Below are 26,352 nucleotides of genomic sequence, written 5' to 3' on the forward strand. Positions count from 1 at the left end.
TTTACCCGATTTTTCTTTTTGTGTTGATTACATTAACCCCGTTAAACCTTGTTGTAGATGAGCCGTGCGATACCGCGCTACTTTGCCCCGGCTGCCCCTTGCCATCGTTAAACGATCCACCTAAACGGTAATCGCTTTCGTCGCAAACCTGGGTGCAGCTGTTCCAAAATTCCTGCGTGTTAGCCTGGTAGGCAACATCGTTTAGCATGCCTACTATTTTGCCCTCTTTTATCTCGTAAAACAGTTGGCCGCCAAACTGGAAGTTATAGCGTTGCTGATCGATAGAGAACGAACCGTTACCTATGATGTAAACGCCTTTCTCCACATTTTTAATCATCTCATCCACGCTCAGCTTAGCGGTACCCGGCTGCAGCGATACATTCGGCATGCGCTGGAACTGTACATCCTGCCAGCTTTGCGCGTAGCAGCAGCCCTGCGATTCTTTTAAGCCGATGATATGCGCCTGGTCGCGGATGGCCTGGTAATTTACCAGCACGCCATTTTTAATGATGTCCCATTTTTTGGTGCCCACGCCCTCGTCGTCATAACCAACAGCGCCTAATGAGCCTACCTGTAGTTTATCACCAACAACATTCACCTTGTCGCTTCCGAATTTAAAATTGCCGGCTTTCCATTTATCTAAAGTTAAGAAACTTGTACCGGCGTAGTTGGCTTCGTAACCCAATACCCGGTCGAGTTCTGTTGGGTGGCCTACCGATTCGTGTATAGTAAGCCAAAGGTGGGTTGGATCAAGCACCAGGTCGTACTTACCTGGGTCTACCGATTTTGCTGTAAGTTTTTCGCCCGCCTGTTTGGTGGCAAATTTAATATCCTCCAGCATATCGTAACGGTTTTTGTACCTCGGGGTGATCCCTGCTATAGTATCTGAAGCCTTCGGATTTAAATATTCATAACCCATGCCTACCGGCGAACTCAATGCACTACGCGTTTCAAACGAACCTTTAGTAGGGTCTATCTTAGTAACGGTAAAGCTCGGGAACAGGCGGTGGATATCCTGATCGATATACGAGCCATCAGTGCTGGCAAAGTATTTTTGCTCGTTCACCGCGAAGATGGTGGAGTTTACAAAGTTGGCCCCGGCGCCCATGGCTATGGCATTTGCGCCCAGCAGCAGGTCCACCTTTTCTTTTATCGGCACCTCGAAGGCGTTCTTTTCGATAGGTGTTTTCCAGCTTACCTCGCCGTAGCCTTTTTGCGGTGCCAACTGCACTGGTGCGCTGCCCAGTTTGGCATTTGCCTTGGCAACGGCAACCGCGCGTTTGGCGGTTTTGGCAATGCCATCCTTAGTTACCTCGTTGGTAGCGGCAAAGCCCCAGCAGCCATTGGCAATAACGCGGATACCCACGCCATAGCTTTCGGTGTTGGCCACGTTGAGCACCCGGTTTTCGCGGGTGATCACAAACTGGTTTAGGTAGCGTCCGATGCGTACATCTGCGTAGGTTGCACCCGCAGATTTAGCGGCGTTAAGCCCTACATCCGAAAGTTCTTTTTTGATCTTCGCATCCACCGGGTTAAGGGCATCCTGCACATCGATATTTTTACCGAATGCGGATAAGTTGGGCAAGGCCGTTGCTGCCGCGCCCAGCCCTGTTAAATAAATAAAATCTCGTCTTCTCATATTATTTTAATCATCAGTAAAAAGTCTTTATGCTCCGCCCTGTCAAGCGTCCACGCTTGAAAGTGTCGGAGGGGGGACATCCTGTTTAGGGTTAACATAACTTAACACAATTTCAATAAATATTTATTAAAAATCTTATAATCAATAAGTTAAAAAAATACAGGGTTAACATATTTTTCCATTAATAGTGTCACCATAATTCCCAGATATTTTATTATAAACCTATCTGCCCAGTCATTGCGGATACTAACTAACACACCCCTCCCCCTCTCGAGAGGCGAATCGCATGTGCCCCTGTTTTTTAGCGTTAAACTTTAGTTATCACGATAACTTTTTCTCTACCCACAGAAATGTACATGCCGCAAGCAGCAGGATATAAAAGTAAATTTTCGGCACTTCAATCCGAAGCTTTTGGTGTATCTGTTTTGTTACAATATGGCCGGGCTGGTTTTCCCTTGCATAAGTTGCAGTAGCGGCTATTTTGGCGGCGGCCTGTACGCCTTCCCAATCTGTTTTATCGTGGGCATACCACCATTCGGTTTTACCATTTTGTACGAGGGATTGCCAGCCGGATCGGGCGGGCCAATAATCTGCACGCCGCTCAAAAGGCATGGCAGAATTTTGTTCGGCAGCAACAGCTTCCCCGTTTATCAATAAGGCAGATTGACTGCCGTTTGCAACCTGCAATTGTACCGGTTGACCAATTATTGGAAACCCCGGAGTGTAAACCGTATTTTGAAGCGTTGTATCTCTCCGTGCTGCTTTACCAATCAAAGCCGACCAGAGCGCCGGGTAATCCTGCCGGTTACCGGCCAGCACCCAACTATAAGTATTATTTAGGGTTGTGAATACCATTTTACCTGCACCGGCAATACCGCTATTGGCCAGTATGCGGTTTTGATTTGTTAAAACCAATGGCTGCGTGCCGTTTTGGTAACGAATAAAAGTGTTGCCTGTGTTTAACTGAGCGGACGCGCTTTTTTTGCCATTGATAATAAGCCGAGATGTTGCTTCCTTGCCCGTGGATCGCTCCACCGGGAAAACTTTTTGCAACCAGGAGGTTTTACCCACGCTATCTGCTCTTACGATAATGCCCAAACCACGGTTTTCCACTTCCTGTTTAAGAGCTACGCTTTCGGCAGGGCTTAAACTGTTTAAAACCGACAGATCGCCTATTACCACATCAAATTTATTCAGCGCAGGCGCGGATAGCCTTTCTAAAGGAAATTGTGGCAGATTGATGTATTCACTATTGAACTTGCCCGTACTAATAGTTGAACGGGCGGCAATTACATAACCGTTTTCGCTAAGCCAGTTTTTTAAAAACTTGGTCTCAAAATCGGGCGAGGCAGACAGCATCAGCACCCTTAGCGGTTTAACCACATCAATTTGCACCGGGATGCTGCCCAGGTTGATGGTATCGCCATTAGTTACGGATTGCAGATTGTAAACAATCCGCCCGGCATTTTTGGGCAGTGACTCCAGCTCAAAATCAAATTGGCCGTTCGGCTTTATCGTCACCGTATCTAAAATGGTATTCAATCCTTTTAGCAGTAGCTTTATTTTTTGTGCCGATGTATTATTGTAATTGCCCTGTATGCTAAATTCCTCGCCTGTTTTTAGTTTTTGGTTCCAATAAATACTAATTACGCCCGCAGGTAAAGGCGACTGATGGAAAACCGCAGCGGTTTTACCAAGTCCCGATAGTTCAAACTCCGACAGGCCGTTACCGTAAATGTGGATGGGGCCTGTTTTCAAGGTATCAACAATTTCATCCGGGCCGCTTAATAATTTGGCTTTGGGATAAGCCTTCTTTACATCTTTATCAATGGCAAACACCTGTTGGTTGGCAATACTTTTTAAACTATCGGCACTAAAACCAGGTGTTAAAAGCACAAGCCCTTCACTCTCGTTAGCAGCGGCGTCTTTTGAGTAACTTAGGGGTAAAGCAATACAGGCCAGCATGGCAGCGGCGGCAAGCACTGCTATTATTCTCAGTATCAGCCATTTTTTACTTGCACGACTAACCTCCTGCCAAACCAGGAAGACCACCAGCAAAATGCAAAGCCCAATAACAATATATGTCCAATTGGCCTGCATCATGGTTTGGCTTGTTTCAGGTTTTTATAATAGCTGCGCGACAGCCCCATATCTGCTGTTTGTACTTCTGTAGACGGCATCACCTTTGGCGCAGCAAGCGTTTTTTGGATGGCACGCTCTACAATGCCAATATCATTTATGTTTACCTTTTGTGCCGATAAGATCCTCCGCATAGCGCTCAATGCCGACAGGTATATCCCCGGCTGTGCCGAGGCACGTACGCTTAATTGTTGATTGGCTACCTGTAACACCCGGTTATCCGCGGCGTTTAAAACAGGCCGTATCTTCAACTGCTCTAAAACAGCAACCGCCTTTTTCAAGCCCTCAAACTGATCCGCACCGGGCTTTATTTCCTGTTTATTTACAAGCTGCATAATTTTAGCCAATTCGCCGGTGAGGCGCTTATCCAATTTAATGGGTGTTGGATTGTAAGCTGTTTTGGCTACGTACGAGCGGGATTTTTGCTGCAGGTCTTTCAATAATCTTAACGCTTTGTAGGCGAAAGGCAACGCCGCCTGTGGCTTGTATAAACGGAGCTGCAACTCGGCCTTCCACATTTCGGTAAGGGTTGCTTTTAGCTGAGCTTTGATGGCTGGTTCGAAAAACTGCACGTCTTCGGCTTTATCGTGGTCGTCGGTGTATTCTTTTAATATTTTGGCGGCGTTGCTAAAATCTGCGGGGTCGGCTACCTGGTCGTTTGTTTTTGGGCCTTCTGTGGTTTCGTCCTCTTCGCCTAAAAATTTGCCATAGCGCAGGCGCAGGAGTTTTTGGTCGATACCGAGATCGTTACTGCGGGCGTTGAATTTTTCTACCGCGATGCTGTCCTTCTCCTTCAATAATTTCTCGGCATCGATGATAATCTGCCGCTCGCTGCGGAAAAATTCAGGTTTAAGGTTGGCACCACTGAGCACGCCATCCATGCTCAGCAGTTCGGCGGTGTCCTGTATGGCAACGGTAAATACATCCGTACGGCTTTGCTGCTGATGGGTATCTTTCGCCTGTACATAAAAGTACAGTTCGTCGCCGGACTCCATATTCAGCGCAGGCAGGCTCACCAGTTTCTTTACATCGTACTGGGGGTTGCCGCCAAACGCCCCATTAAAGTTAAGTTTATACTCTTTAAACTTAACACCCTCGCCCCGGCCTTTGGCAACGGTGGCGATGATCAAAGCATCGGCGACGCCATAATCATCCGTTAACGACGCGTTTATATTTACCTGCTGTGCTTCGCCTGCATCAATATAGGTGTATTGTTTTGGCGTTTTAACATGGATCACCGGCGGGGCATCTTTTATTATCTGAATTTGATACAAATCCGACAGTTTTCCATCGATGCTCACCAGGTAAAAACCCGGTTGAGAGATCATCTTTGAAGCCTGCCACTCGGTGCCCCCTTCTATGTTTTTCAGGTTGATGTGCTCCTTATCGTTAAATAACAGGAATGCGTTTTTTATGGCTACATTGGTTTTGATATGCCAGTTTACTGTCGCGCCATCTTCGGCAGAAAGGTTGAACCTGTTCTGCTCCCTTTTGGCTCTGCGAGTGTAGGCAGGCGGGGTTATGGTGAGTTCGACCCCGTCGATTTGTGGCAGGATTTTTTCCATCGGGAATTTTTGCTCTGCAATTCCTATTCCCCTCGTCCAGGCTTTACTGCCATTTGCCGGATGGTATAACACCTTTATCGCCACGAAAAACAATGTCGATAAAAGCAGCAGCAACGCCGACTGCCAAAAACGTTTGGCGAAGGGCTTATGTTTTACCTGCAAATGGTAAAACACGCTCTCGGTTTTGGCACGTGCGAGGGACTGTAATACGTTAAGTTCGCCTACAGGCAATAACAGCAGCCCCGTACTTTCCTGTAATTCGGGATATTGTTTATCCAGGAAGCTGGCAATTTTATCATTACCAACCCGCCATGGCCTATGCAAAGCAAGCATCAACCCAAATGAACTCCAAAACACCGGGAACGCCCACCACACCAGCAACGATAGCATAAAAAACAGTCCTGCAGCCAGCAGCGCAATAACTGCCGACAAAGCCGCATCTGCCAGCACCTGGTAAGTAACCCATCGCCTGCGTAGCGCGGCTATTTTATGTATGCCCTGCTCAGTCATTGGTGGGGGTTGATGTAATTTTATGTGATAACCAACGCTCTACCGCAAAAACAACAAATAGAAACAGCCAAAAGTATGCCGAAATATCCTTAGGGTTTACAGCAACAACGGATGAAGGCGTATAACTATTAACCATATTGTAAGGCAATAGCTGTTGCTGGGTAAGTACGCATTTATCGTATTCCAGCGGCACTTTGTACGGTTGGCCGCTTAGGAGTTTTAAAATCTCTTTCGGGAAAGCATCGCTCCAAACCAAATCATTCCATGCCGGGTTAAAGTGGCTGTAGTAATGATAAACGTTGGCATTTCCCTGTTGTTCAAGCTTTAATATGGCTTTACCAAATCCGTTTTGCCATAAAGCATCCCCACTGGTGGGTGCATCTATATATTTTATTAATGCAATGTTTCCGGGGCTCATCCGGGTGTGTGCATCGATGATTTTACCGCGCTCGTATTTAAAAATATTTGCCGATGCATTTTGTAGGCGGCTATCAACCGATTGCTCCGACAACCAAAACAACCAGGCTTGCCCTGCAGGGATTTGAGTAGGTGATGCATATTGCTTTACCGCCGCCTTTTTACCTATAAAGCCCGCCGCTGCCTGCAACGCTGCTTTCAAATAACCGGCATCAACTCCATACTTATCTGTATAAATAGTAATGCTGAAGGTAGCAGTATCTACCGCAACAGCTGGCTGGGTGGTGTTTTTCAGGCTTACTATGGGCTGCCCGTTTTGTACATTCACCGCAATATCTTTATTGCCGTCAGCCTGTATAGTTTGGGTGCTGAAACAGCTGCCAGACGGGTTGCTGCTGCCCAGTATTACTTTAATAGCGCCTGTATTGGTGAACGATGCGCCCGCTATCCAACGGCTTGTAGAATCTGTGGGAGTATACGTTTTCCACGTGATGTACGATTTGATTTGCGGCTTCGCGCCTCTGAAATGATTAACCCCATTTGGCGTAAATAAGTAGACCGGCGGGACATCGCGTGCTTTTTCATCCAGTTGTTTTACCAGGCTCCAATAGTTTGCCTCGGTGGTGGTGTCTTTCATACTGGTATCAGCTAAGCGTTTTTGCAGGTCCTGTTTCGCAAAGTCTTTATTAAAATAATGAAATTCGTAACCTGCTTTCAGTAACGAATCTACCTTCGGCTTACACTTTTGGTAGCTTTCCTTTAAATTCTCTTTGGGTATAAGCACCCAACCCTTTGCTTTTTTCTCCGCTGAAAAGTAGGCCCATAGCGGCCCCGCTAAAAAGAAGGCCAGTAAGGCCAGCAGCAGGCAGCGCAGTATCAGCAGTAAAATATCTAATAATTTAAGGCTGCGACTGGTTGTTTTGGAGGCTTCGGTGATAAGGGAGATACTGCCCACCTTTAATGTTTTACCCGGCCGGATATTCCACAAGTGGATGAGCACCGGGATACCGATTGCCGCTAATGCGAAGAACCATGTGGGAAACGCAAATAGCATTTATAGTGAGTGTTGAATAATGAGTAGTGAGTGAAGGATAGTTAAGTTCATAGCGCCCCCTTTTTTCTTTGTACCAAAAAATCGCGGAGGGCCTCGTCAAGTGGCCGCGCTGTGCTGAGCATTCGGTAGGCAATGCGCTTGCCTAATAGTTCCGACCTAATGGCCGCCAAATGCTGCCGCAATCTTTCGGTATAGGTTTCTTTTGCGCGCCGCGTGTTTACCTGTATGGTTTCGCCGGTTTCCAGGTCCTCCAGGGTGGAGTAGCCTTTAAAATCAAAATCCAGCTCGTTCTGCCCCATCAGGTGAAAAACGATGATCTCGTGCTTTAACGCCGCAAGCGACGTAAGCAGGGTGTTGATCTCCCCCTCTGCCTGATACATATCGGTAATAAAAACAAGTAGTTCCTTACGACTGCTGCCGGCAAAAAGTTCTTTATAATGGATCGGCTTGGTGAATGTGCCGCCTGCCTCTACCTGCTGCAAATGGTAAAACAACCGCTGCAAATGCTGCGGATCTGGCTTGGAAGGGAGAGAAAACAGTTCGCCATCCTTAAAAACGTTCAGCGCCACACTATCGCCCTGCAGGTTGGCCAAATAGGCCAGCGATGCTACCAAAAAGCGGGCGTAATCTATTTTCTTCACCCCATCGTCGTCGTGATTCATAGAAGCGCTGGCATCTACCAAAAACCTTACGGAGATGCTGGTCTCAATTTCCGATTCGCGGATGTAATAACGGTCGCTTCGGGCAAACATGCGCCAGTCCAGCCATCTTAAATCATCGCCCGGCTGATAGCTGCGGTATTGGCTAAACTCCAGTCCCGGGCCCTTTACGGTGCTTTTGTTAAACCCATTCATAAAGCCATCAATAACCGTTTTCGCCAGCAATGGCAAATCTTTTATGGTCATTAATACTTTGGGATGTAACAAGCTTAAGCCCCCTCTAATCTCCCCCTTCAGGGGGAGATTTTTAATTAAAATGTTAAAATATATTCTTAAAGCCCTCCCTTTCAGGGGAGGGTTTGGGTGGGGCTCACAAGTTCCCTTTTCTTTCTATAACTTTCAGCAATTCCTCTGTCACCTTATCAGAAGTTATGCCTTCTGCTTCGGCTTTAAAATTCATCAGGATTCGGTGCCTTAGTACGGCAGGGGCCATGGCATGTATATCTTCCATCAAAACTGAATATCTGCCTTTTAACAGCGCGCGCGCTTTGGCCGTCAGTATCAATGCCTGGCCCGCGCGCGGGCCGGCACCCCAGCGTACCCATTCCTTTATGTAGGCGACTTCGGTAGTATCCGGCCGCGTGGCGCGGATGATGTGACTTACATAGCGTGTCAGGTCTTCATTTATCGTTACCTGCCTCACCAGTTCCTGTGCCTGGGTTATTTCTTCGGCAGTGATCACGGCTTTTACTTCCGCTTTCTTACTGCCGGTGGTACGGTTCAATATGGCAAATTCTTCCTGCTCGGTAGGGTAGCCAATTTTTATCAGCAATAAAAACCTATCGAGCTGTGCTTCGGGCAAAGGGTAAGTACCGGCCTGCTCAATCGGGTTTTGCGTTGCGAGGATAAAGAAGGGTTTATCCAGCGGGTACGTTTGCCCGCCGTAGGTCACTTCAAATTCCTGCATGGCTTCCAGTAGGGCCGATTGTGTTTTGGGTGGCGTCCTGTTTATCTCATCGGCCAGTATAATATTGGCAAACAAGGGGCCTTTGTTGAATTTAAAAAAACGCTTGCCGGTGGCGTGGTCCTCTTCCAGTATTTCAGTGCCAATGATATCCGTAGGCATCAGATCGGGCGTAAACTGGATGCGCCTGAACGCGAGGTGCAGCGCTTGCGACATAGTTTTTACGATCAGCGTTTTCGCCAGCCCGGGTACACCCTCCAGCAGGCAATGGCCGCCGGCTAAAAAGGCAACTAGCAGTTCGTCCAGTATATGGTCCTGCCCAACAATTACCTTTTGGATCTCGGTTTTTAGCTGCGGTAATTTGGCAAGCAGGGTTTTTATGTTTTGTTCGGTAAGTTCCAATGTCTTATCGTGTTAATGTTTTGTTCAATTAATTGCTTGCAGGCTATTTACTCACCCCAACGACACTCCGTGCATCGACCCTGTCTACATGCGGTAAAGAGGGTGAAAATGTTTTATTGCGTTCCTCCAATTCTAACCCTCTTTCCGCTTGCGGAGAGGGTCGCCCAGCGAAGCGTAGTCGGGGTGAGTCAACGGCGCTAATGCCTCACCCTGCCTAAAAGCCTCACCTAAATCCTCTCCAAAGGAGAGAACTTGAAAAGTCACTTTGCCTCCCTCTCCTTTGGAGAGGGCCGGGGTGAGGCGTTACGGTGAGGCAATTTAAGTAAATACCCTGCTTTTTTACCAAAAGCTCAACAAAGTATCATAAACTTTACAACATTGTAAGGTTTATAATGGAGGGCGGGCAGAAATTTTATCCTAATTTTAGAGTTTTTGGAACAGATGGCACAAGGCGCAAAATTCACTTTTACCAGGTTAAGCTACCACAGCGGCGATTGGGACACCGATCAGCGCATGCCCTCCAACCTGCTTAACTCGCTGGTAGAGTACACCACTATCCCCATCGATCCGCACGAAAAAGTGATCCCGCTTAGCAGCGACGATATATTTAATTACCCCTTCTGCTACCTTAGCGGGCACAAGCTTGTACAGTTTGATGCGAAAGAGAAGGCCAATTTTAAAACGTATGTGCAAAACGGCGGCTTTGTATTTGTAGATGATTGCAACCACGATATCGACGGGCTGTTCGCCAAATCTTTCGAGGCGCAGATGGCAGCTTTGTTTGGACCGACCGCTTTAAAAAAGATCGCCAACAACCATAAACTTTACCATTCGTTCTTCAGTTTTGATAAGGGGCCACCAACTACCACTTTTGAACTGAACGGTTGGGGCGACGACCTGGTACACGATTATCTGAAAGCCATAGAGGTGAACGGCCGCATAGCCGTACTGTACAGCAGTAAAGATTATGGCTGCGAGTGGGATTACGATTTCCGCAATAAGCGTTTTTTAGCGGAGGATAACACCAAATTCGGGGTGAATATTATTGTTTACGCCATGAGTTCCTGATACAGTGGCTTAATTATTTATCTTAGCGCACATTTAATACCCAAATGAACGATAGCTACTACATCCAGGTAAAAGACGAACAAACCGGCCCGTTCACGCTGAAAGAACTGTTTGAGCAGGATCTTGACGTGGACACGATGGTTTTAGCACCCGGTAATGAGGAATGGCAGGAAGCTTCGTACGTACCCGAATTGTTCGAGTATTTTGAGCAACAAGGCATCTACCTCCCTACCGAAGGCAACCTTGCCAGCTTTTGGATAAGGTTTCTGGCCTACATTTTAGACCTGTTTTTCATATCGATAGTACTCTCTATAGTTGCGCAGGATTACGTAATGCAGCTATCAAAATCCTTCTACGCCGAAAACCCAACCCCGGAACAGGCTATAGAGCGGTTTAAATATAGCATGGCGCTGTATGTACTGCTGGCGCTATACAATACTCTTTGCGAATCTACCCCGATGCGCGGCAGTATCGGCAAAAAATTGTGCAGACTGGCCGTGGTAGATGCCGATGGCCGCAGGCTTGGCGTTGGCAGGGCGCTGCTGCGCAATTTTTTCAAAATACTATCCAGCCTGCCCTTAAACATTGGCTACCTGCCCATCCTCTGGAACCAGCGCCGCCAGGGCTGGCACGATATGGTTGCCAAAACCTACGTTATCCGTCGCGACGCTTAAGAAAATACTTTTACAGTCGGCAAAATCTCACTTGCATATACCTATATTAGTACTTTAATCGTATCACCTTGAAAAGAAAAGATTTCCTTTACCTTACCGGCATGGGCATCAGTGCTTCTATGCTTAGCAGGATGACGGCCATGGGCAGCCCTGTGATGCCCGGCACCGTTTTGCGCGATGTGGACGTAACCCTGAAAAAGCGCATGGCCGATGTTGCCCTCAACTCGGCGCGATCTAAAGGTGCCACTTATACCGATGCCCGCATTGGCCGCTACCTTAACCAATTTGTGGTTACCCGCGATAAAAACATTGAGAATATTGTGGATACCGAAAGCTACGGCATGGGCATCCGCGTTATTGCCAATGGCTGCTGGGGCTTTGCCGCGACAGATAAACTGGATAACGATAGCATTGCCCGCGCCGCCGAAAACGCGGTAGCGATAGCCAAAGAGAACGCCCGCATCCAAAGCGAGCCGGTACAACTGGCCCCTCAAAAAGGCTATGGCGAAGTAAGCTGGAAAACGCCCATCGAGAAGAACGCCTTCGAGGTGCCGATGAAGGACAAAACCGACCTCCTGCTATCTGTAAACGATGCCGCCTTTAAAAATGGTGCTAACTATGCTCAATCGGTATTGTTTTTTGTGAATGAGCAGAAATATTTTGCTTCAACCGATGGCTCTTATATCGACCAGGATATCCATCGCATCTGGCCATTTTTTGGTATCACCAAAATTGACGAGAAAAGTGGCAAGTTTGAAACCCGCAGCAGCTTAAGCGCGCCACGTGGAATGGGTTACGAATATTTGATCCCCCGCGATAGCGATAAAATAAAAGGCCAAACCACCCTCTACCGCAACCGCTACGATATGCTGGAAGATGCCGGCGCAGCGGCCCTGCAGGCAGCGCAAAAACTAAAAGCAAAATCGGTAGAGCCGGGCAAATACGATTTGGTACTGGATCCAAGCCACCTTTGGCTCACCATCCACGAATCGGTAGGGCACCCTTCTGAACTGGACCGTGTGCTGGGTTACGAAGCCAACTTTGCCGGGACCAGCTTTTTGACACTGGATAAATGGGAATCGAAAAAATTCAAGTTCGGCAGCGAGCACGTAAACATTGTGGCCGATAAGCTGCAGCCGGGCTCGCTTGGCGCGGTTGGGTACGATGACGAAGGCGTGGGCACCAAACAATGGGATATTATTAAAGACGGCATATTGGTAAATTACCAGGCCATCCGCGACCAGGCGCATATCATCGGCCTTAAAGAATCACAGGGCTGCTGCTACTCGCAAAGCTGGCAGGATGTGCAGTTCCAACGGATGCCGAACATTTCGTTGCAACCGGGTAAAACACCGTTGAGTGTAGAGCAGATGATCAGCAAGGTAGAAAAAGGCATTTACATTGTGGGCGATAGTTCCTTCTCTATTGATCAGCAACGCTATAACTTCCAGTTTAGCGGGCAGCTGTATTACGAGATCAAAAACGGCAAAATAGTGGGCATGCTTAACGATGTTGCCTACCAGGCCAATACGCAGGAGTTTTGGAACAGCTGCGCCGCCGTTTGCGACAAAAGCGATTACCGCCTGGGCGGTTCGTTCTTCGACGGTAAGGGGCAACCGGCACAAAGCAGCGCGGTATCTCATGGTTCATCAACTGCCCTGTTTAAAGGGGTTAACGTAATTAACACAGCAAGAAAAATTTAAGATATGGCTATTTTAACTGAAGACGAATGCAAAGCGATATTAAAAAAAGCGCTTAGCTACTCCAAAGCCGATGAATGTGAAATAAGCCTTAACGGATCCGATTCGGGTAACATCCGCTACGCGCGCAACTCGGTATCAACCAGTGGCTCGTTAAGTTCAACCAGCATGGCCATTTCATCCGCTTTTGGCAAAAAACTGGGCATTGTTACGCTGAATGAATATACCGATGAAGCCATATCCAGTGCGGTTAAACGGTCGGAAGAACTGGCCAAGCTCGCACCGGAGAACCCGGAGTATATGCCATTTTTAGGCCCGCAAACCTACGCGCCATCTGCTACCATGTTTGTGCCCGCAACAGCGGCCATTACACCGGCTCAGCGCACTACTATGGTAGCGCAGAGCCTGAACGTAGCCAAAGAAAATAAGCTGACCGCCGCTGGCTTTCTGCAAAACAGCGCTGGCTTTTCGGCTATGATGAACTCGCACGGGCTGTTTGCTTACAACACTTCAACCGATATTAACTTCTCCATCACCCTGCGCACGGCGGATAGCCAGGGTTCGGGCTATGCCACAAAAGATTATAACGACGTAGCAAAGCTGGATACGCTGGCATTTACCAAAATTGCCGCGCAAAAGGCAAGCGGATCCGCAAATGCACGTGCTATTGAGCCGGGTAAATACACCGTGATATTAGAACCCGCCGCTGGTATTGTATTGTTAGAGCAGCTTTACGGCAGCTTGGATGCACGCAGTGCCGATGAAGGCCGGAGCTTTTTAAGCAAACCAGGTGGCAAAACCAAACTTGGCGAAAAACTGGTTGATGAACGCATAAACATTTATACCGACCCATCGCACCCCGACCTGCCAAGCAGCAGCTGGAGCGGCGATGGCCAGCCACAGGTAAAACGCAGCTGGATAGAAAAAGGCGTGGTGAAGAATTTTAGTTATTCGCGCTACTGGGCGCAGAAGAAAGGCGTTCAGCCTATCCCCGGCCCCGGTAATATTATTATGGATGGCGGTACCCAAACATTGGAGGAACTAATAAAGGGCACCGAAAAAGGCATATTGGTTACCCGCCTGTGGTACATTCGCCCGGTTGACCCGCAAACGCTGCTGTTTACAGGCCTTACCCGTGATGGCACATTTTATATAGAAAACGGTCAGATAAAATTCCCGATAAAAAACCTGCGCTTTAACGAGAGCCCTGTTATTATGCTGAACAACCTGGATGCATTGGGCAAACAAGAGCGCACAGTAAGCGGCGAAAGCAGCCAAAGCGCCCTAATACCACCCATGCGGATAAAGGAATTTACGTTTACATCGCTATCGGACGCGGTTTAGGGAGTAGTGAGTAGTGAGTGGTGAGTAGTAAGTTGTGAGTGCTGAGTTGTGAGTAATGAGTAGTGAGTGGTTAAAACTTTACCTGGTCTAAGGTCGGTTGGTAAGACCAATTAACTATTTACTACTCAACGCTTACAACTCTGCACTTACCACTCATTACTCACCACTGACTACTCACCACTGACCACTCACAACTGACCACTCACTATAAAGTAAACGTAACCTTCGCCAGTACAAACCTGCCCGGAATGCTGTAGGTGCTGGAGGTAAATGAATTTGCCGAGAGATACAACGCGCTGTAGGTTTTGGTATTGAATAGGTTTTGGGCACTTAACTCGATATCCGCTTTTGTTTTTTTGAATTTATAGCGGATGCTGGCATCGGCAAACATGTACTTCAGATCGTTGGCTTGCTGTTGGTGGGTGTAATAATGATCTCCCGACAGGGCAAAAAACACATTATCAAGCGGGTTGTAATTAACCGATGCCTGCTGGATCAATCGCTCGAACTTGCTTTTTGTTGCCACTGCTGATGATTTGCTGGTGGTTTGATCGTAGCCCGCCTTGTAGCTAAAATTCACCTTGCTGCTCACTTTGGTATCAGCACCAAAATTCAACGTTTTAGATACCGTGTTGTACGGCATTACAATATTGTTAAGGATCTGGTTAAGTTTGGTAGTTTGTACAGCCAGCCCGGCGCTGAATGTAGTGCGCAAACCAAAAGAGTACTTACTTATATTCCCCGCCAGCGACCACGAATCCACATTATTATCGTACGGTAATACAATGCGCTGCTGTATGTTATTGGTTAATATACTGGAAGCGATATTGTTGGCGTCCTGGTGCATATACGATGCATTCACGCTGAAAAAGAACAACTGGATAGCCCTGCGGAAATTAAAACCCAGGCTGGCCGATTGTGTTTTGCGTTCGGTAAGGTCGGCATTGTTAGCGTACAGGCTACGGTAGTTTTTGAGGATATAGCCGTTGTACACATCCTGTATGTTGCCAATATCATTATGGAAATTATAACCCAGCGAAAAGTAATTCTCTATCCCACTTTGATATTTTACATACAGCCTCGGGTTAAAATACAGCCTTTCGAGGCTTTTATTCAAGCCGTAATAAACATCGTTATAGTGGATGTTCAGATAGTTTACCGGCAAGGTTACATTCACCTTGAGAATACTGCCGGGGATATCATAACCTGCCTCCGCGTAGAGCTTGCGGCGGCGCCAATCTAAATTATTCACCGCGCTATCCCCTACCAGCTTAGTAGCGTTATTCAACTGCGTTACGTTCAAATCCGACTTCAGCGTTTGCGATTGCAGGCTGAAACCAGCTTTATAGCTTTGCGTAACATTATTGCCCGGTATTTTGTAACCCACATAGTTATTGGTGAACCAGGTAGGGATATCTGTATTTTGGGTAAGCTGTTTGTAAGCCACGCCGTTATTAAAAATATCGGGGTTCAAACCAGGGTCAATTACCCGGTTCTCGGGTTCGGTACTGCGGTTGAGGTAACTGTACAGCTCCATTATTTTATTGGTTTTAAAGGTTTTCATGTAATTGAACTCGTTGGAGAGATCCATCAGGTTATCCTTAAAAACCTGGTTAACGGGAGTACCGTTGGTTGCCAATGCCGAGTAATCAGAGCTTTTGCTATAGTCGGCTATAAAGCTGTTGAAAAGGTAGAATTTATCTTTATTAATGGTGATGCCCAGTTGCGTGTGCATATAATCGGGGCGGCTCCTGTTGTTCTGCACCTCCGCGTAACGGATAGTATCCGTAGGTAAATAAAACTCGCTGAACTTGGTATAGCTTTGTTTTTGCGTATCGTGCAGGTAGGATAAGTTGGCCCGCAGTTGTACGTCCTTTTGCAGGTTTACCAAATTATTGAGGTTGATGATGCCCACCTGGTTAAACAGGTAGCGGTTGCGCGGCAGGTCGGGGTCGCCGGCTGTGCCTAACGAGAGTACAGTGCCGGGCTTGTCATTATCCAATCGGGACAGGTAGCTGGAATAGTTATGTGCCACCAGGTCGCCGGCCACATCAAAGTTTGTATTATTTACCTTAATGTAGTTAATGGCTTTGTATTTATCCTTAAACATCATGGCGTTGATGTCGGCATAATATTTATCCGGCAAGCCTGCACCTAAAGTTTCCTGCCCTACCAACTGTAGTTTGGCGTCCTTTTTTATGGTGATGTTCATGGCGACGTCTTCGCTCACTACTTTGTCCTTCAGCATTTTTATCGGCTGGTGGTTTTCCATTACTTGTACCTTATCTACCACGCCATTCGGGATAGAGCTGGTTGCAATGTTGTACTTATCATCCAGCAGGTTATCCCCGCCGATATAAAAGTTGGAGATGGCCTTGCCGTTGTAGCTTATGGTGCCATCCTTGGCCACGGTTACGCCGGGCAGCTTTTTGATCACATCGCCAATTACCCTATCCTGCGGACTGGAAAAATCTGACACTTTATAGTCCAGCGTGTCGCCATGGGCGCGTAGCCGTGGGTTCTTATCTTTTATGGTAACGGTTTGCAATTGATTGGAGGCCGCAGAAAGTTTAAAATTGTACGGCGCTTCCAGCTCGTCGATCTTCCGCACCTCTTTTTTAAACCCAACACAACTTACGTTCAGTTGCAAATTAGCCTTCTCAGCCTCCGGCGGAACAGCCAGCGTGTAGGCGCCTTTGGTATTCGTTGTGGTGTACGCCAGGATAAGGTTCCCGTTTTTAAGGCTAACGCTTGCGAACGAGACTCCCTTGCCCAGGCTATCGGTTACTGTACCTTTTATGCTTTGAGCCAGGCACGCGGCAGTGCATAGCGTACATAAAATGAACACCACACACGTTTTGTATAGCCTTATCATTTCTTTTCGGGCAACTCTAATGGGTTATTGATAATAGCAGGCGTACCGCTGTTAACTACTACCGAACGGATTGGGCCACCCGGGCCACCGCCACCAGGGCCACCACCCGGGCCACGCATATTAGCGGCTCCGCCGCCCATAGCAGCCATAAACGCCTGCGGATCTTTACGCATGGCGGCCTGTAACTTATCAAACTCTTTCACGCTGGTTTTTACCGCGTTTGCAGGCAAGGCTATTAAATTCGGATCAGCGTTGTCATCAGGGCCACCGAATTTGATCATCGTACCCTCCGGAGATGGCGGCGGCGCATTGGCCGCTGTGGCAGGTTTGTCTGATGCTACCACTTGCTCCAACCCGTCAAATTTAAATTGCACTTCTTTGTTGGTATCGTAAGCTTCTACAATAAGGCCGGGTAAACCGTTCAGTTTCCACGGCCCGGCGCGGAAAGGCAGGTCGGGGCAAAACCATGCGGTGTAATCGCGGCCGGCAAAATGCCCGGTAGCTTTTTGGCAAAGCAGTGTGCCAAAACTGGCTGTATCCGCGCTTATTTTCCAGTTGATCACCGGCAGGGTTTCCTCAATGAGGTATGGGGTTATCAGGTTTTCCTTACGCATTATTTTGTTTTGTGCCGGGAACTGGTAGATCTCTGACCGTGTTGTTGGCTTGCTGCCGGTTAATTTAATATTTAAGTTGCCACTGCCTTTTTGCTCGGCCAGCTGCGCTTCTACTTGTTTTCGCATCAGGGCATCCTGTAATTTACGGTCGTAACTTTTGTATACGCTTGATGATTGGCCCAAAAACAAGATCATGTTCTCGGTATATGGTTTATCTTTTGCCGCTGTATCGCGTACATGCGAGAATTTGTAGCGAACGGTGGCTTTCGCCATCTCGGGGCTTTGGGCCTTAGCGTTAAAAACGATAATACCGAAGGTTAATAGTAAAATTAAAGTTTTCATTTTGCAGTGATATGAGTATTAAAATTAAGGTTGAAAGTCGATTACAAAACAAACATAACTATTGCATTAGTTAATCTACGATAATTTCGTAGTATTTAACAAATTTTAACATTTTAGGAAAGTTGGAGATGTTGGAAAAGTTTAGACGTTTTAATGTTAGTAGCAGTAAAGCTTTAATTGAGTCAAAAGTTTAAATCCTTATAACCTCTCTCTCTAACTATTACAACCTCTCCTAACCTTCTCAATCGCTACCCATCCAGCCGGTCTTTAATAACCAGGGTATCGGCTACTATATCGTGCAGGGCCTGTTGTTTTTTATTGAAGAATATAATAAGATAGCCTACAAAAAATGTGGCTACCGAGAGGATTTTGGCAACGTTGCGGCCAACTGCCTTTGAAGTGTCTATCCGTTCGCCGTACATATCGCACACGCGTATTTTTAACAGTTGCTTTCCATACGTGCCCTGCTTTGGCCCGCTCTCCATCACAACGCTGTAAATCAGCCTTGCCGGGATTGTAAGCGCCACGATAGCCACGCTGATGCCTATACGGATTACCTTGTTTTCTTCGCCCGGCAGTGCCAGCAGCGAAAAAAGCATCACCACAAAAGCAGCCAAAACAAATACGGCCAAAACAATAAACCAATCTACCACAGAAGCGGTCGCTCGCTGATCAAAGCTGCCAAAGTATTGCATAGGCAATGGCTGCCTGCTAAAGCCAAAAAGTTGCCGTAGTTCGGCAACTTCATGGACTTCTTTATAATCGTCCATCCCCGGGGTTTTTACAAAATCGCCCGGTTTTATTTTTTTTGCTCTTAATTCAGCTATGCTAAATGGTCCTTCGGGTTTACCGGCTACTACCAGCACATATTGGGTATCGGTTGCGAAAGTGTTAAGGCCGGGAGTTTGCATAGCTGTCAAATTTAAACATTTGTAATTACACCCTCCCGGCCTGTTAAAAATTAATACCTTTTTACTTCGAAGCCAGACAGGCCACCTTTTAAATGGATAACCATTTTGTTTTTCGCGGCATAAAAACCAGGGGTTTCGTACCTGTTGTTGCCTTTATCATCAAAGCCTTCAAAATTGTTTGACGAAAGGCCCGAACTGGTGTTCACGCTGCAAGCTGCATCTTTAGGAACCAAAATAGTAACGCCCGATACACCGGTAGATACGTCGATGTTGGTGGTTGCCAATGGCTGGCCCATTTTCACCTCGAACGAGGCTGCACCGCCGTTGATGGTAAGGCTTTTTATTTTGAATTTGCTCAGGTCGAAATCGAGTGCGCTGGCACCGGTTTTTACATTGATGTCCCATTCTGGTGCAGTATTTAACTTAATTACTGCAGAGTTCATTTTATCGCTATCCCAGTGAAAATCCTTACCCTTTTGGTCGCGCATTTTCAGGTTGGCTACAAAAACACCGTTTTCCAGGCTGTGGGTATAATCGTACTTGTTGTAAAACTCTTTGGTTACTGCGTCAAACAGTTGCCCTGTGGTATCTTTAATGGTGTACTCTGACGCACCGCCGCTGATGTTGATACGGGCCGATGTAATGGCGGGTGCGTATGCTTCGGTAAAGTTACTTTCACCGTGTACTTTTATAACGCCCCGTGAGCTTGTGGTGTCGTTATCGTCGTCGTCATTATCGTAATCGTGGTCGCTAAAATTCCAGTTACCGTTATGGTGATTCCAAAAATAGTTTTTGTGGTTAGGCACAAATACGAGCAGGCAAAAACATCCTACCACTACGGCTACCTTTACCGCTGTGGCCCAAACTTCGCGGTTGTTGGCAAGCACCAGGTTTACACCGCCCATGATGAGGAACACCGGCCACAGGGTGAACACATTGCCCCAGTGGAAATTAATAACGTTATAGTTATGTAGTAAAAATAAGGCCCCAAGGAGCACCAGGATAACACCCGGTATTATTTTATTGCTTTTCATGGTTATATAGTTGTAGGGTTGTCAGTTGATGGTTCGTCGTTCTTTTTATTAAGGTCGATTGCTGACGTTTTATCGGCAGCACCGCTTTCGCTGGCCGGTTCGCCTGCAGGTGGGGCCACGGTAGTATTCCAATCGGCTTTTTCCCATGGATGTTTCTTTTGCCCTGCAAATAAAAGTGCTGCACCTGCTGCAACTATTACCAATGGCCATAGCCTGTCAAAATCCCAATCAGGTATGATGTCAAGGTTGTCTATCAAACATATCGAACCTAATACGATCAGTATCGCGCCGAAGATCATCCCGATATTTGATGTCTTTTTTGGAGGGATCGGTGGAAAAGTGAACGGCTGGCCAAAAGGCGGTGTTGGTGGCACCCGGTAATCAACACCCGGCTTAAAGTTAGGGCCGGTAAAAACATTGTGTTTTGGCAATACTATAAGTAATATTATATATATCAAAAAGCCTGCGCCGTGGCCAATAAGCATGGCCAGGAATACAAGCCGTACAATTGTTGGGTCGATGGCAAGGTAATCTGCGATGCCAGAACAAACACCGCCTATCATTTTGCCGTGTTCGTTTCTATAAAGTTTCTTTTCCATTTTGTTTAGTGTTTTTAGTTAGCGTTTAAATAATCAGATCTGTCCAAATTTTGGTGTAACGATCATCTCATCTACATTGGCGCCGGCACTCATGTTATAAATTGTGATGATAGCTGCTGCGATATCTTCAGGCAATACCATCTTGTTTTTATCCACTTGCATCCCCGCCCATGAGTCTGTTAATGTTGAGCCTGGAATGATGGCGGTTACCTTTACTCCGTGCGGCTGCATTTCGAGTTTCATTACCTTATTAAGACCTAACAACGCATACTTTGTTACGCTATACACCCCCGCCTCGGCTATGGGGTTTATAGCTGCAATGGAGCATATATTGAATATATGCCCTTTACCGACAGAAACCATACTTTTACCGAAGAAACGGTACAGTTCGTAGGCAGGCATGAGGTTGGTATCTACCTGCTTTTGGAAGGAATCGTCGCTGTCATCAAGTATAAACGAGTGCTTATACATACCCACATTATTTACAATAATATCGACGAAACCCATGTTTTTCTCGGTGAATGCGGCGAATTTTTTTACATCATCGCGCTTACTACAGTCGGCAACCAGGGTAAACACCTGTAAACCGGGGGCTATTTGCAATATTTCTTCTTTAAAATCTAATAATTCTTGCTCTTTGCGAGAACAAATTGACAGGTTTATTCCTTGTTTAGCGAAAGCTATGGCCACGGCACGGCCCATGCCTTTTGTTGCCCCGGTTATTAATGCATTTTTCATGGTGAGGGTATTTATACAGCCATTGCTGCGTAATATTCTTATTAAAAGTAATTCAATTATAACAAGCAATAAAGCTTAAAATTAAAAAATGTATTTTTAACCAGATTTAAAAGCCTCTATGTTTAATAGTTTAGGAAAATATATACTCTTACTGCGTTTAAGCTTTAAACGGCCCGAAAAGTTTAGTGTTTACTGGGCGGAGGTAATGCGCGAGATGGTTTCCACCGGCATTGGCTCATTGGGAATTATCAGTATCATCTCGGTTTTTATCGGCGCGGCCACCACTATACAGGTTGCCTTTCAGTTATCAAGCCCCCTGGTGCCTTTAAGTACCGCGGGGAAAATAGCGCGCGACTCTACCATCCTGGAGTTTAGCCCCACCATATCCGCGCTGGTATTGGCCGGCAGGGTGGGCAGCAGCATAGCCTCTCAAATTGGCACCATGCGCGTTACCGAACAGATAGATGCCCTGGAGATTATGGGTGTAAATGCACCGGGCTACCTCATAGCCCCTAAAATTATTGCCGGTATTACCATGGTACCTTTGTTGGTTATTGTATCTATCGCGCTGGGTATGACGGGCGGCTGGATAGCCTGCCTTTTTGGCGGCGAAGTAACCCCTGCAGATTATGTTGTGGGCCTGCGCGATGGTTTCGACCCGCTCACGATGCAGGTGGCTTTGGTTAAAGCTACTGCATTTGGTTTTATTATAGCTTCTATTTGTGCCTACCAGGGGTTTTATACCTCGGGTGGTGCGCTGGAAGTGGGACAATCGGCCACGCGTGGAGTTGTGTATAGTTGCGTTATGATATTATTTGCCGATTTGGTTATCACCCGTTTAATGCTATGATCGAGATAAAAGACATTTATAAAACATTCGGAGATAATGATGTGCTTAAAGGCATCTCGGCTACTTTTCAAACCGGGAAGAACAACCTTATCATCGGCGGCTCGGGCTCTGGTAAAACTACGTTACTAAAATGTATTGTAGGCTTGCACGAACCCACCAAAGGCGATGTTTTTTTTGAGGAAGAGAACTTTACCGATATGGATTTTACTGGACGCGTGCCTATTCGTACCCAAATTGGTATGCTTTTCCAAAACTCGGCGCTGTTCGATTCTATGTCGGTAGAAGAAAACATCATGTTCCCACTCAACCTTTTCACTAAGCAAACCCTTGCCGAGAAACGCGACCGCGCCAATTTTTGCCTGGAACGGGTAAACCTGGAAGATAAAAACAAACTTTACCCTGCAGAACTTTCGGGTGGTATGAAAAAGCGGGTGGGCATTGCCCGTGCCATTGCTATGCAGCCAAAATATTTGTTTGTAGATGAGCCAAACTCCGGCCTCGACCCAAAAACATCCATTGTAATTGATGACCTGATAAACGACCTGACAACCGAATACAACATGACCACCATTATTGTTACCCATGATATGAACTCGGTAATGGGTATTGGCGAGCATATTATATTTTTGCACGAGGGCCAAAAATGGTGGGAAGGCAGCAACAAAGAAATTGCACATACCGATAACAAAGAACTAAACGACTTTGTATTCGCCAGCAAATTTATGCAGGCGGCAAAGGGAAAGTTGTAGAATAGTACCAAGTATTTAGTATCAGGTAGTAAGACCCAAACCCTTTATTAACGATAATTCCGATATTTGCAAAATCTTGATACCCGATACAAAATCTTGATACTTGATACTTGATACTAACTACTCGATACTGAAAAAATGATCCAACTCCTCACACCAACCCACTGGAAAGATTATGAGCTGATTGACAGCGGCGACTTTGAAAAACTGGAACGGTTTGGCAATATTGTACTCATACGCCCCGAGCCACAAGCCGTTTGGAGCAAGACCCTAAGTGCCGACCAATGGCAAAAAATTCACCACATCAAATTCAAAGGCCGTTCTGCAACAGCGGGCGACTGGGTGAAGAAAGACCCTAAAACACCCGACCGCTGGCATATCGAATACAAAAATGATGATGTAGCGATAAAATTCCGACTGGGCCTAACCTCGTTTAAACACCTTGGCATTTTCCCCGAGCAAGCTGTTAACTGGGATTTCATATCTGATAACATTAAAAAGTTTAAAACGCCAACCCCCAAGGTGCTTAACCTTTTCGCGTACACCGGGGGCGCTTCTTTAATAGCAAAAGCCGCCGGTGCCGATACTACCCACGTAGATTCGATAAAACAGGTGGTTACCTGGGCAAACGAAAACCAGGAATTATCCGGCCTGAAAGATATTCGCTGGATGGTGGAGGATGCCCTCAAGTTTGTAAAGCGCGAAGTAAAGCGCGGCAAAACTTATAACGGCATTATCCTTGATCCGCCGGCGTATGGCAACGGCCCTAACGGCGAAAAATGGAAACTGGAGGACAGCATCAACGAGATGATGACCGATGTGATCCAACTGCTGGATCCGGAGGAGCATTTCCTGATTTTAAACACCTACTCGCTCGGTTTTTCATCGGTAATTATAGAGAACCTCATCAGGAAAGCTTTCCCCAAAGTAGAGAACCTGGAGATAGGTGAATTGTATTTACAAGCCACCGCGGGCACCAAGTTGCCACTGGGCGTATTTGGTAAGTTTTATAAAAATAAATCCTGATATAATAAGGTATTTCTATCTTTACAAGCATTATATTTAGCTAATTATTAAATAATACGCGGCCATAAACCGCATAACGTTCTAAAACATCGCCACATCTATGAAATTTAAAAGTGTATTGTTCTCTGCCCTGTTCGTGCTGTGCACGGCCGTATTTTTCACAAACTGCACATCCGGCGGCGGCGGAAAAGCGACTGATAAAAAAGCTGATTCCACAGCCAAAAAAGCAGAAGATGCCGGCCCCGATACGCTCAGTGTGGTAAAATCCGACTACCCTCCCACGGATAAAGCTTTATACGATTCTCTGCTAAAATTCAACGCCCATGGCGATACCAGCGGAAGATGGCCTGTAAAAAACCAGCCTACCCCACTTGGCGGCGCTATTTTGCCATTTAAACGCATAGTAGCGTTTTACGGTAATCTATACTCAAAAAAGATGGGCATCCTGGGCGAATTGCCGCCGAAAGAAATGCTTGCCAAATTAAAAGGCGAAGTAAAAGCCTGGCAAAAAGCCGACCCGAAAACACCAGTACAACCGGCCTTGCATTACATAGCTGTAGTTGCACAGGGAGCACCCGGCAAGGACGGCAAATACCGTTACCGCATGCCATTTAAACAAATAGACAGCGTTTTAGCCATGGCAAAAACAGCACATGCGCTGGTTTTTCTGGATGTGCAGGTATCGTTAAGCACTATACAGCAGGAATTGCCTTTATTTGAGCCATACCTTAAAATGCCACAGGTACATTTTGGTATGGACCCTGAGTTTTCTATGAAAGACGGTAGTAAGCCCGGCAAAAAAATCGGTACCTACGATGCTGCCGATATCAACTATGTATCAAATTACCTGGCGGGTATTGTTAAGAAAAATGGCTTACCTCCAAAAATCCTGATCGTTCACCGTTTTACTAAAAAAATGGTGACCAATTACAAAAACATAAAATTGCACCCCGAGGTACAGGTGGTAATGGATATGGATGGATGGGGCGAACCCGACCTGAAGACCGGCACCTACCGTTACTTTATTAACCAGGAGCCGGTACAATTCACAGGCTTTAAATTGTTCTACAAAAACGATATTAAAAAAGCACCTCACCACATGCTTACCCCTGAGGAAGTATTATCGAGGTATAAACCATACCCTATTTACATTCAGTACCAATAAGGTGGTGAGTGGTAATTGGAGAGTGGTGAATAGTTAGATAACAATTTAACGATAATCCTTATCCAGATTGCCAAATAATTAACAAGTATAGAACGCTCTATTCACTTTTAGTGAATGGAGCGTTCTTAATTTAAGCATAATACTACAAAAATGGACGTTGCCCCGAACTTACCCAGCCACTCACAACTCACAACTCTCCATTCACAACTCAAATGGGGCATTATTGGCTGCGGGCGCATAGCGCATCGGTTTATGCTGGGGTTAAATTCACTGCCGGGCAACGTGCTGGCGGCATCATGGTCGCGCAGGGCGGAGACGGTGGGCACCTTTGTGGCGCAATACGGTGGCAAAGCCTGCACCAGCGTAGATGAATTGCTGGCAAGCGATATTGATGCTGTTTACATTGCAACGCTCCCCAACAGCCACGCAGAATACTGCATTAAAGCCTTTAACGCGGGTAAAGCCGTACTTTGTGAAAAACCAGCTACGCTAAACCTACCCGAGCTGGACAAAGTACTTGCCGTAGCCCGGGAGGAGAAGATCCTGTTTATGGAAGGGATGAAGCCCCCTTTCTTTCCGCTTTACCGCAAATTGCTGGATTATATTAAACAAGATCCTATTGGCCGTGTAGGCTATGTGCGGGCGGGGTCGTCGGTAGCTGATATCAGCCGAGACCACCCTAACTTTAGTTTCGAACTGGCAGGCGGCAGCCTGATGGGTATTGGTATTTACGAGGCCTACCTGGCCATCAGCTGGCTTGGGGCCACGCAGAAAGTACAGGCGATGGGTTATATAGACGATACCCGGATAGATATGTTCAGCATCTTTCAAACCAAACACGAGCATGGCTATGCACAGGTTTACTGCGGGTTCGACTTGCATGGCAAAGGTGATGCCCTCATTTGCGGCACCCTCGGCCATATCACCATCCAAAAAAACTGGTGGAACCCGGCTAAGGCCACAATTGATTATTTAGACGGACGAAGTGTAGAAATAAGCGAACCGTTTACTGATGGTGGGCTAAACTACGAGATAGCCCATTTTGCAGACCTGCTGCGTACGGGGAAATTAGAAAGCCCTATACTCCCCCACGAAATGTCGCGCGGGATGATAGCGATGATTGATGAAGCGAGAAAACAAGTAGGGTTGAAGTTTATTGGCGAGTAGGGAGCGCAAAAAATCGCAACTCAATCCTACCAAGGATTTCGAGGAAAGCGCAGCGACGAGAAATCTTGTACGCTTTGCTTTTACGCCACTGCATGTCGCTATTTATAGTCCGGATGCGTGGCGTACAAGATTTCTCTTTCGCCCCCT

General features: G+C 46.6%; 22 protein-coding genes. 9 read left to right on the plus strand and 13 right to left on the minus strand.

The genetic code is table 11. The annotated features are described in order from the left end of the window. Position 1: 1 nt before the first annotated feature. From EPL05_RS04180 to EPL05_RS24445, 7 genes are all read right to left on the minus strand, one after another. Positions 2-1,639 carry a TldD/PmbA family protein gene (locus tag EPL05_RS04180; protein ID WP_128532402.1) on the minus strand — a complete coding sequence of 546 codons (1,638 nt, stop codon included), beginning with the start codon at positions 1,637-1,639 and terminating at the stop codon, positions 2-4. Positions 1,640-1,960: 321 nt separating this feature from the next. Further along, positions 1,961-3,742 carry a hypothetical protein gene (locus EPL05_RS04185; protein WP_128532404.1) on the minus strand — a complete coding sequence of 594 codons (1,782 nt, stop codon included), beginning with the start codon at positions 3,740-3,742 and terminating at the stop codon, positions 1,961-1,963. After that, the gene (locus tag EPL05_RS04190) at positions 3,739-5,853 is read right to left on the minus strand and encodes a DUF4175 family protein (protein ID WP_128532406.1); all 2,115 of its coding nucleotides are present in this window, start codon (positions 5,851-5,853) and stop codon (positions 3,739-3,741) included. Before EPL05_RS04190 ends, EPL05_RS04185 begins: the two co-directional genes overlap by 4 nt. After that, complete coding sequence (locus tag EPL05_RS04195; RefSeq protein WP_128532408.1) at positions 5,846-7,324, minus strand: BatA domain-containing protein; 1,479 nt, start codon at positions 7,322-7,324, stop codon at positions 5,846-5,848. The genes EPL05_RS04190 and EPL05_RS04195 overlap by 8 nt, the downstream gene beginning before the upstream one ends. A 47-nt stretch (positions 7,325-7,371) precedes the next feature. Continuing rightward, positions 7,372-8,229 (minus strand): DUF58 domain-containing protein, encoded by an 858-nt coding sequence (locus EPL05_RS04200; RefSeq protein WP_128532410.1) that lies wholly within the window; start codon positions 8,227-8,229, stop codon positions 7,372-7,374. A 124-nt stretch (positions 8,230-8,353) separates the two neighbouring features. Further along, entirely contained in the window at positions 8,354-9,349 is a 996-nt protein-coding gene (locus EPL05_RS04205; protein ID WP_128532412.1) for an AAA family ATPase, read from the minus strand. Positions 9,350-9,481: 132 nt separating this feature from the next. Continuing rightward, entirely contained in the window at positions 9,482-9,613 is a 132-nt protein-coding gene (locus EPL05_RS24445) for a hypothetical protein (RefSeq protein ID WP_262708151.1), read from the minus strand. A 177-nt stretch (positions 9,614-9,790) separates the two neighbouring features. Between EPL05_RS24445 and EPL05_RS04210 the strand changes: the two genes are divergently transcribed. From EPL05_RS04210 to EPL05_RS04225, 4 genes are all read left to right on the plus strand, one after another. Then, complete coding sequence (locus tag EPL05_RS04210) at positions 9,791-10,417, plus strand: DUF4159 domain-containing protein (RefSeq protein WP_128532414.1); 627 nt, start codon at positions 9,791-9,793, stop codon at positions 10,415-10,417. Between the two features lie 44 nt (positions 10,418-10,461). Further along, positions 10,462-11,091, plus strand: coding sequence for an RDD family protein (locus tag EPL05_RS04215; RefSeq protein ID WP_128532416.1), 630 nt, complete (start codon positions 10,462-10,464; stop codon positions 11,089-11,091). Between the two features lie 68 nt (positions 11,092-11,159). After that, positions 11,160-12,794, plus strand: coding sequence for a TldD/PmbA family protein (locus EPL05_RS04220; RefSeq protein ID WP_128532418.1), 1,635 nt, complete (start codon positions 11,160-11,162; stop codon positions 12,792-12,794). A 3-nt stretch (positions 12,795-12,797) separates the two neighbouring features. Further along, on the plus strand, positions 12,798-14,135 hold the full coding sequence (locus tag EPL05_RS04225) for a TldD/PmbA family protein (RefSeq protein ID WP_128532420.1): 1,338 nt from the start codon (positions 12,798-12,800) through the stop codon (positions 14,133-14,135). A 205-nt stretch (positions 14,136-14,340) separates the two neighbouring features. On the opposite strand, the gene EPL05_RS04230 is transcribed toward EPL05_RS04225, so the two are convergent. The 6 genes from EPL05_RS04230 to EPL05_RS04255 form a co-directional block, all read right to left on the minus strand. Beyond that, positions 14,341-17,010, minus strand: coding sequence for a TonB-dependent receptor (locus tag EPL05_RS04230; protein ID WP_128532422.1), 2,670 nt, complete (start codon positions 17,008-17,010; stop codon positions 14,341-14,343). Beyond that, positions 17,007-17,966: a GLPGLI family protein gene (locus EPL05_RS04235; protein ID WP_128532424.1), complete on the minus strand. Its 960-nt coding sequence runs from the start codon at positions 17,964-17,966 to the stop codon at positions 17,007-17,009. Before EPL05_RS04235 ends, EPL05_RS04230 begins: the two co-directional genes overlap by 4 nt. A gap of 248 nt (positions 17,967-18,214) precedes the next feature. Further along, on the minus strand, positions 18,215-18,877 hold the full coding sequence (locus EPL05_RS04240) for an RDD family protein (RefSeq protein ID WP_128532425.1): 663 nt from the start codon (positions 18,875-18,877) through the stop codon (positions 18,215-18,217). A gap of 50 nt (positions 18,878-18,927) precedes the next feature. Then, positions 18,928-19,911, minus strand: coding sequence for a LiaI-LiaF-like domain-containing protein (locus EPL05_RS04245; protein WP_128532427.1), 984 nt, complete (start codon positions 19,909-19,911; stop codon positions 18,928-18,930). A 2-nt stretch (positions 19,912-19,913) separates the two neighbouring features. Continuing rightward, entirely contained in the window at positions 19,914-20,510 is a 597-nt protein-coding gene (locus EPL05_RS04250) for a PspC domain-containing protein (protein WP_128532429.1), read from the minus strand. Positions 20,511-20,543: 33 nt separating this feature from the next. After that, positions 20,544-21,248 (minus strand): SDR family oxidoreductase, encoded by a 705-nt coding sequence (locus tag EPL05_RS04255; protein WP_128532431.1) that lies wholly within the window; start codon positions 21,246-21,248, stop codon positions 20,544-20,546. A gap of 118 nt (positions 21,249-21,366) precedes the next feature. Here EPL05_RS04255 and EPL05_RS04260 point away from each other — a divergent pair, with 118 nt between their 5' ends. The 5 genes from EPL05_RS04260 to EPL05_RS04280 all read left to right on the plus strand — a co-directional run bounded on the left by EPL05_RS04260 (position 21,367) and on the right by EPL05_RS04280 (position 26,205). Further along, the gene (locus EPL05_RS04260) at positions 21,367-22,098 is read left to right on the plus strand and encodes an MlaE family ABC transporter permease (RefSeq protein WP_128532433.1); all 732 of its coding nucleotides are present in this window, start codon (positions 21,367-21,369) and stop codon (positions 22,096-22,098) included. Then, the gene (locus tag EPL05_RS04265) at positions 22,095-22,847 is read left to right on the plus strand and encodes an ABC transporter ATP-binding protein (protein ID WP_128532434.1); all 753 of its coding nucleotides are present in this window, start codon (positions 22,095-22,097) and stop codon (positions 22,845-22,847) included. Before EPL05_RS04260 ends, EPL05_RS04265 begins: the two co-directional genes overlap by 4 nt. A gap of 138 nt (positions 22,848-22,985) precedes the next feature. Next, positions 22,986-23,873 (plus strand): class I SAM-dependent methyltransferase, encoded by an 888-nt coding sequence (locus tag EPL05_RS04270; RefSeq protein ID WP_128532436.1) that lies wholly within the window; start codon positions 22,986-22,988, stop codon positions 23,871-23,873. Between the two features lie 100 nt (positions 23,874-23,973). Beyond that, on the plus strand, positions 23,974-25,038 hold the full coding sequence (locus tag EPL05_RS04275; protein WP_128532438.1) for a hypothetical protein: 1,065 nt from the start codon (positions 23,974-23,976) through the stop codon (positions 25,036-25,038). Positions 25,039-25,188: 150 nt separating this feature from the next. Continuing rightward, the gene (locus EPL05_RS04280; protein ID WP_128532440.1) at positions 25,189-26,205 is read left to right on the plus strand and encodes a Gfo/Idh/MocA family protein; all 1,017 of its coding nucleotides are present in this window, start codon (positions 25,189-25,191) and stop codon (positions 26,203-26,205) included. Positions 26,206-26,352: the final 147 nt, after the last annotated feature.

Source organism: Mucilaginibacter gilvus, from assembly GCF_004054195.1.
Taxonomy (GTDB): domain Bacteria; phylum Bacteroidota; class Bacteroidia; order Sphingobacteriales; family Sphingobacteriaceae; genus Mucilaginibacter; species Mucilaginibacter gilvus.

Coding starts and splice junctions, on each gene's coding strand:
- EPL05_RS04265 (WP_128532434.1), top strand. CDS start 22,095: ATGATCGAGATAAAAGACATTTATAAAACATTCGGAGATAATGATGTG.
- EPL05_RS04235 (WP_128532424.1), bottom strand. CDS start 17,966: ATGAAAACTTTAATTTTACTATTAACCTTCGGTATTATCGTTTTTAAC.
- EPL05_RS04275 (WP_128532438.1), top strand. CDS start 23,974: ATGAAATTTAAAAGTGTATTGTTCTCTGCCCTGTTCGTGCTGTGCACG.
- EPL05_RS04270 (WP_128532436.1), top strand. CDS start 22,986: ATGATCCAACTCCTCACACCAACCCACTGGAAAGATTATGAGCTGATT.
- EPL05_RS04225 (WP_128532420.1), top strand. CDS start 12,798: ATGGCTATTTTAACTGAAGACGAATGCAAAGCGATATTAAAAAAAGCG.
- EPL05_RS04250 (WP_128532429.1), bottom strand. CDS start 20,510: ATGGAAAAGAAACTTTATAGAAACGAACACGGCAAAATGATAGGCGGT.
- EPL05_RS04195 (WP_128532408.1), bottom strand. CDS start 7,324: ATGCTATTTGCGTTTCCCACATGGTTCTTCGCATTAGCGGCAATCGGT.
- EPL05_RS04200 (WP_128532410.1), bottom strand. CDS start 8,229: ATGACCATAAAAGATTTGCCATTGCTGGCGAAAACGGTTATTGATGGC.
- EPL05_RS04230 (WP_128532422.1), bottom strand. CDS start 17,010: ATGATAAGGCTATACAAAACGTGTGTGGTGTTCATTTTATGTACGCTA.
- EPL05_RS04280 (WP_128532440.1), top strand. CDS start 25,189: ATGGACGTTGCCCCGAACTTACCCAGCCACTCACAACTCACAACTCTC.
- EPL05_RS04255 (WP_128532431.1), bottom strand. CDS start 21,248: ATGAAAAATGCATTAATAACCGGGGCAACAAAAGGCATGGGCCGTGCC.
- EPL05_RS04180 (WP_128532402.1), bottom strand. CDS start 1,639: ATGAGAAGACGAGATTTTATTTATTTAACAGGGCTGGGCGCGGCAGCA.
- EPL05_RS04215 (WP_128532416.1), top strand. CDS start 10,462: ATGAACGATAGCTACTACATCCAGGTAAAAGACGAACAAACCGGCCCG.
- EPL05_RS04240 (WP_128532425.1), bottom strand. CDS start 18,877: ATGCAAACTCCCGGCCTTAACACTTTCGCAACCGATACCCAATATGTG.
- EPL05_RS04185 (WP_128532404.1), bottom strand. CDS start 3,742: ATGATGCAGGCCAATTGGACATATATTGTTATTGGGCTTTGCATTTTG.
- EPL05_RS04245 (WP_128532427.1), bottom strand. CDS start 19,911: ATGAAAAGCAATAAAATAATACCGGGTGTTATCCTGGTGCTCCTTGGG.
- EPL05_RS04260 (WP_128532433.1), top strand. CDS start 21,367: ATGTTTAATAGTTTAGGAAAATATATACTCTTACTGCGTTTAAGCTTT.
- EPL05_RS04190 (WP_128532406.1), bottom strand. CDS start 5,853: ATGACTGAGCAGGGCATACATAAAATAGCCGCGCTACGCAGGCGATGG.
- EPL05_RS04210 (WP_128532414.1), top strand. CDS start 9,791: ATGGCACAAGGCGCAAAATTCACTTTTACCAGGTTAAGCTACCACAGC.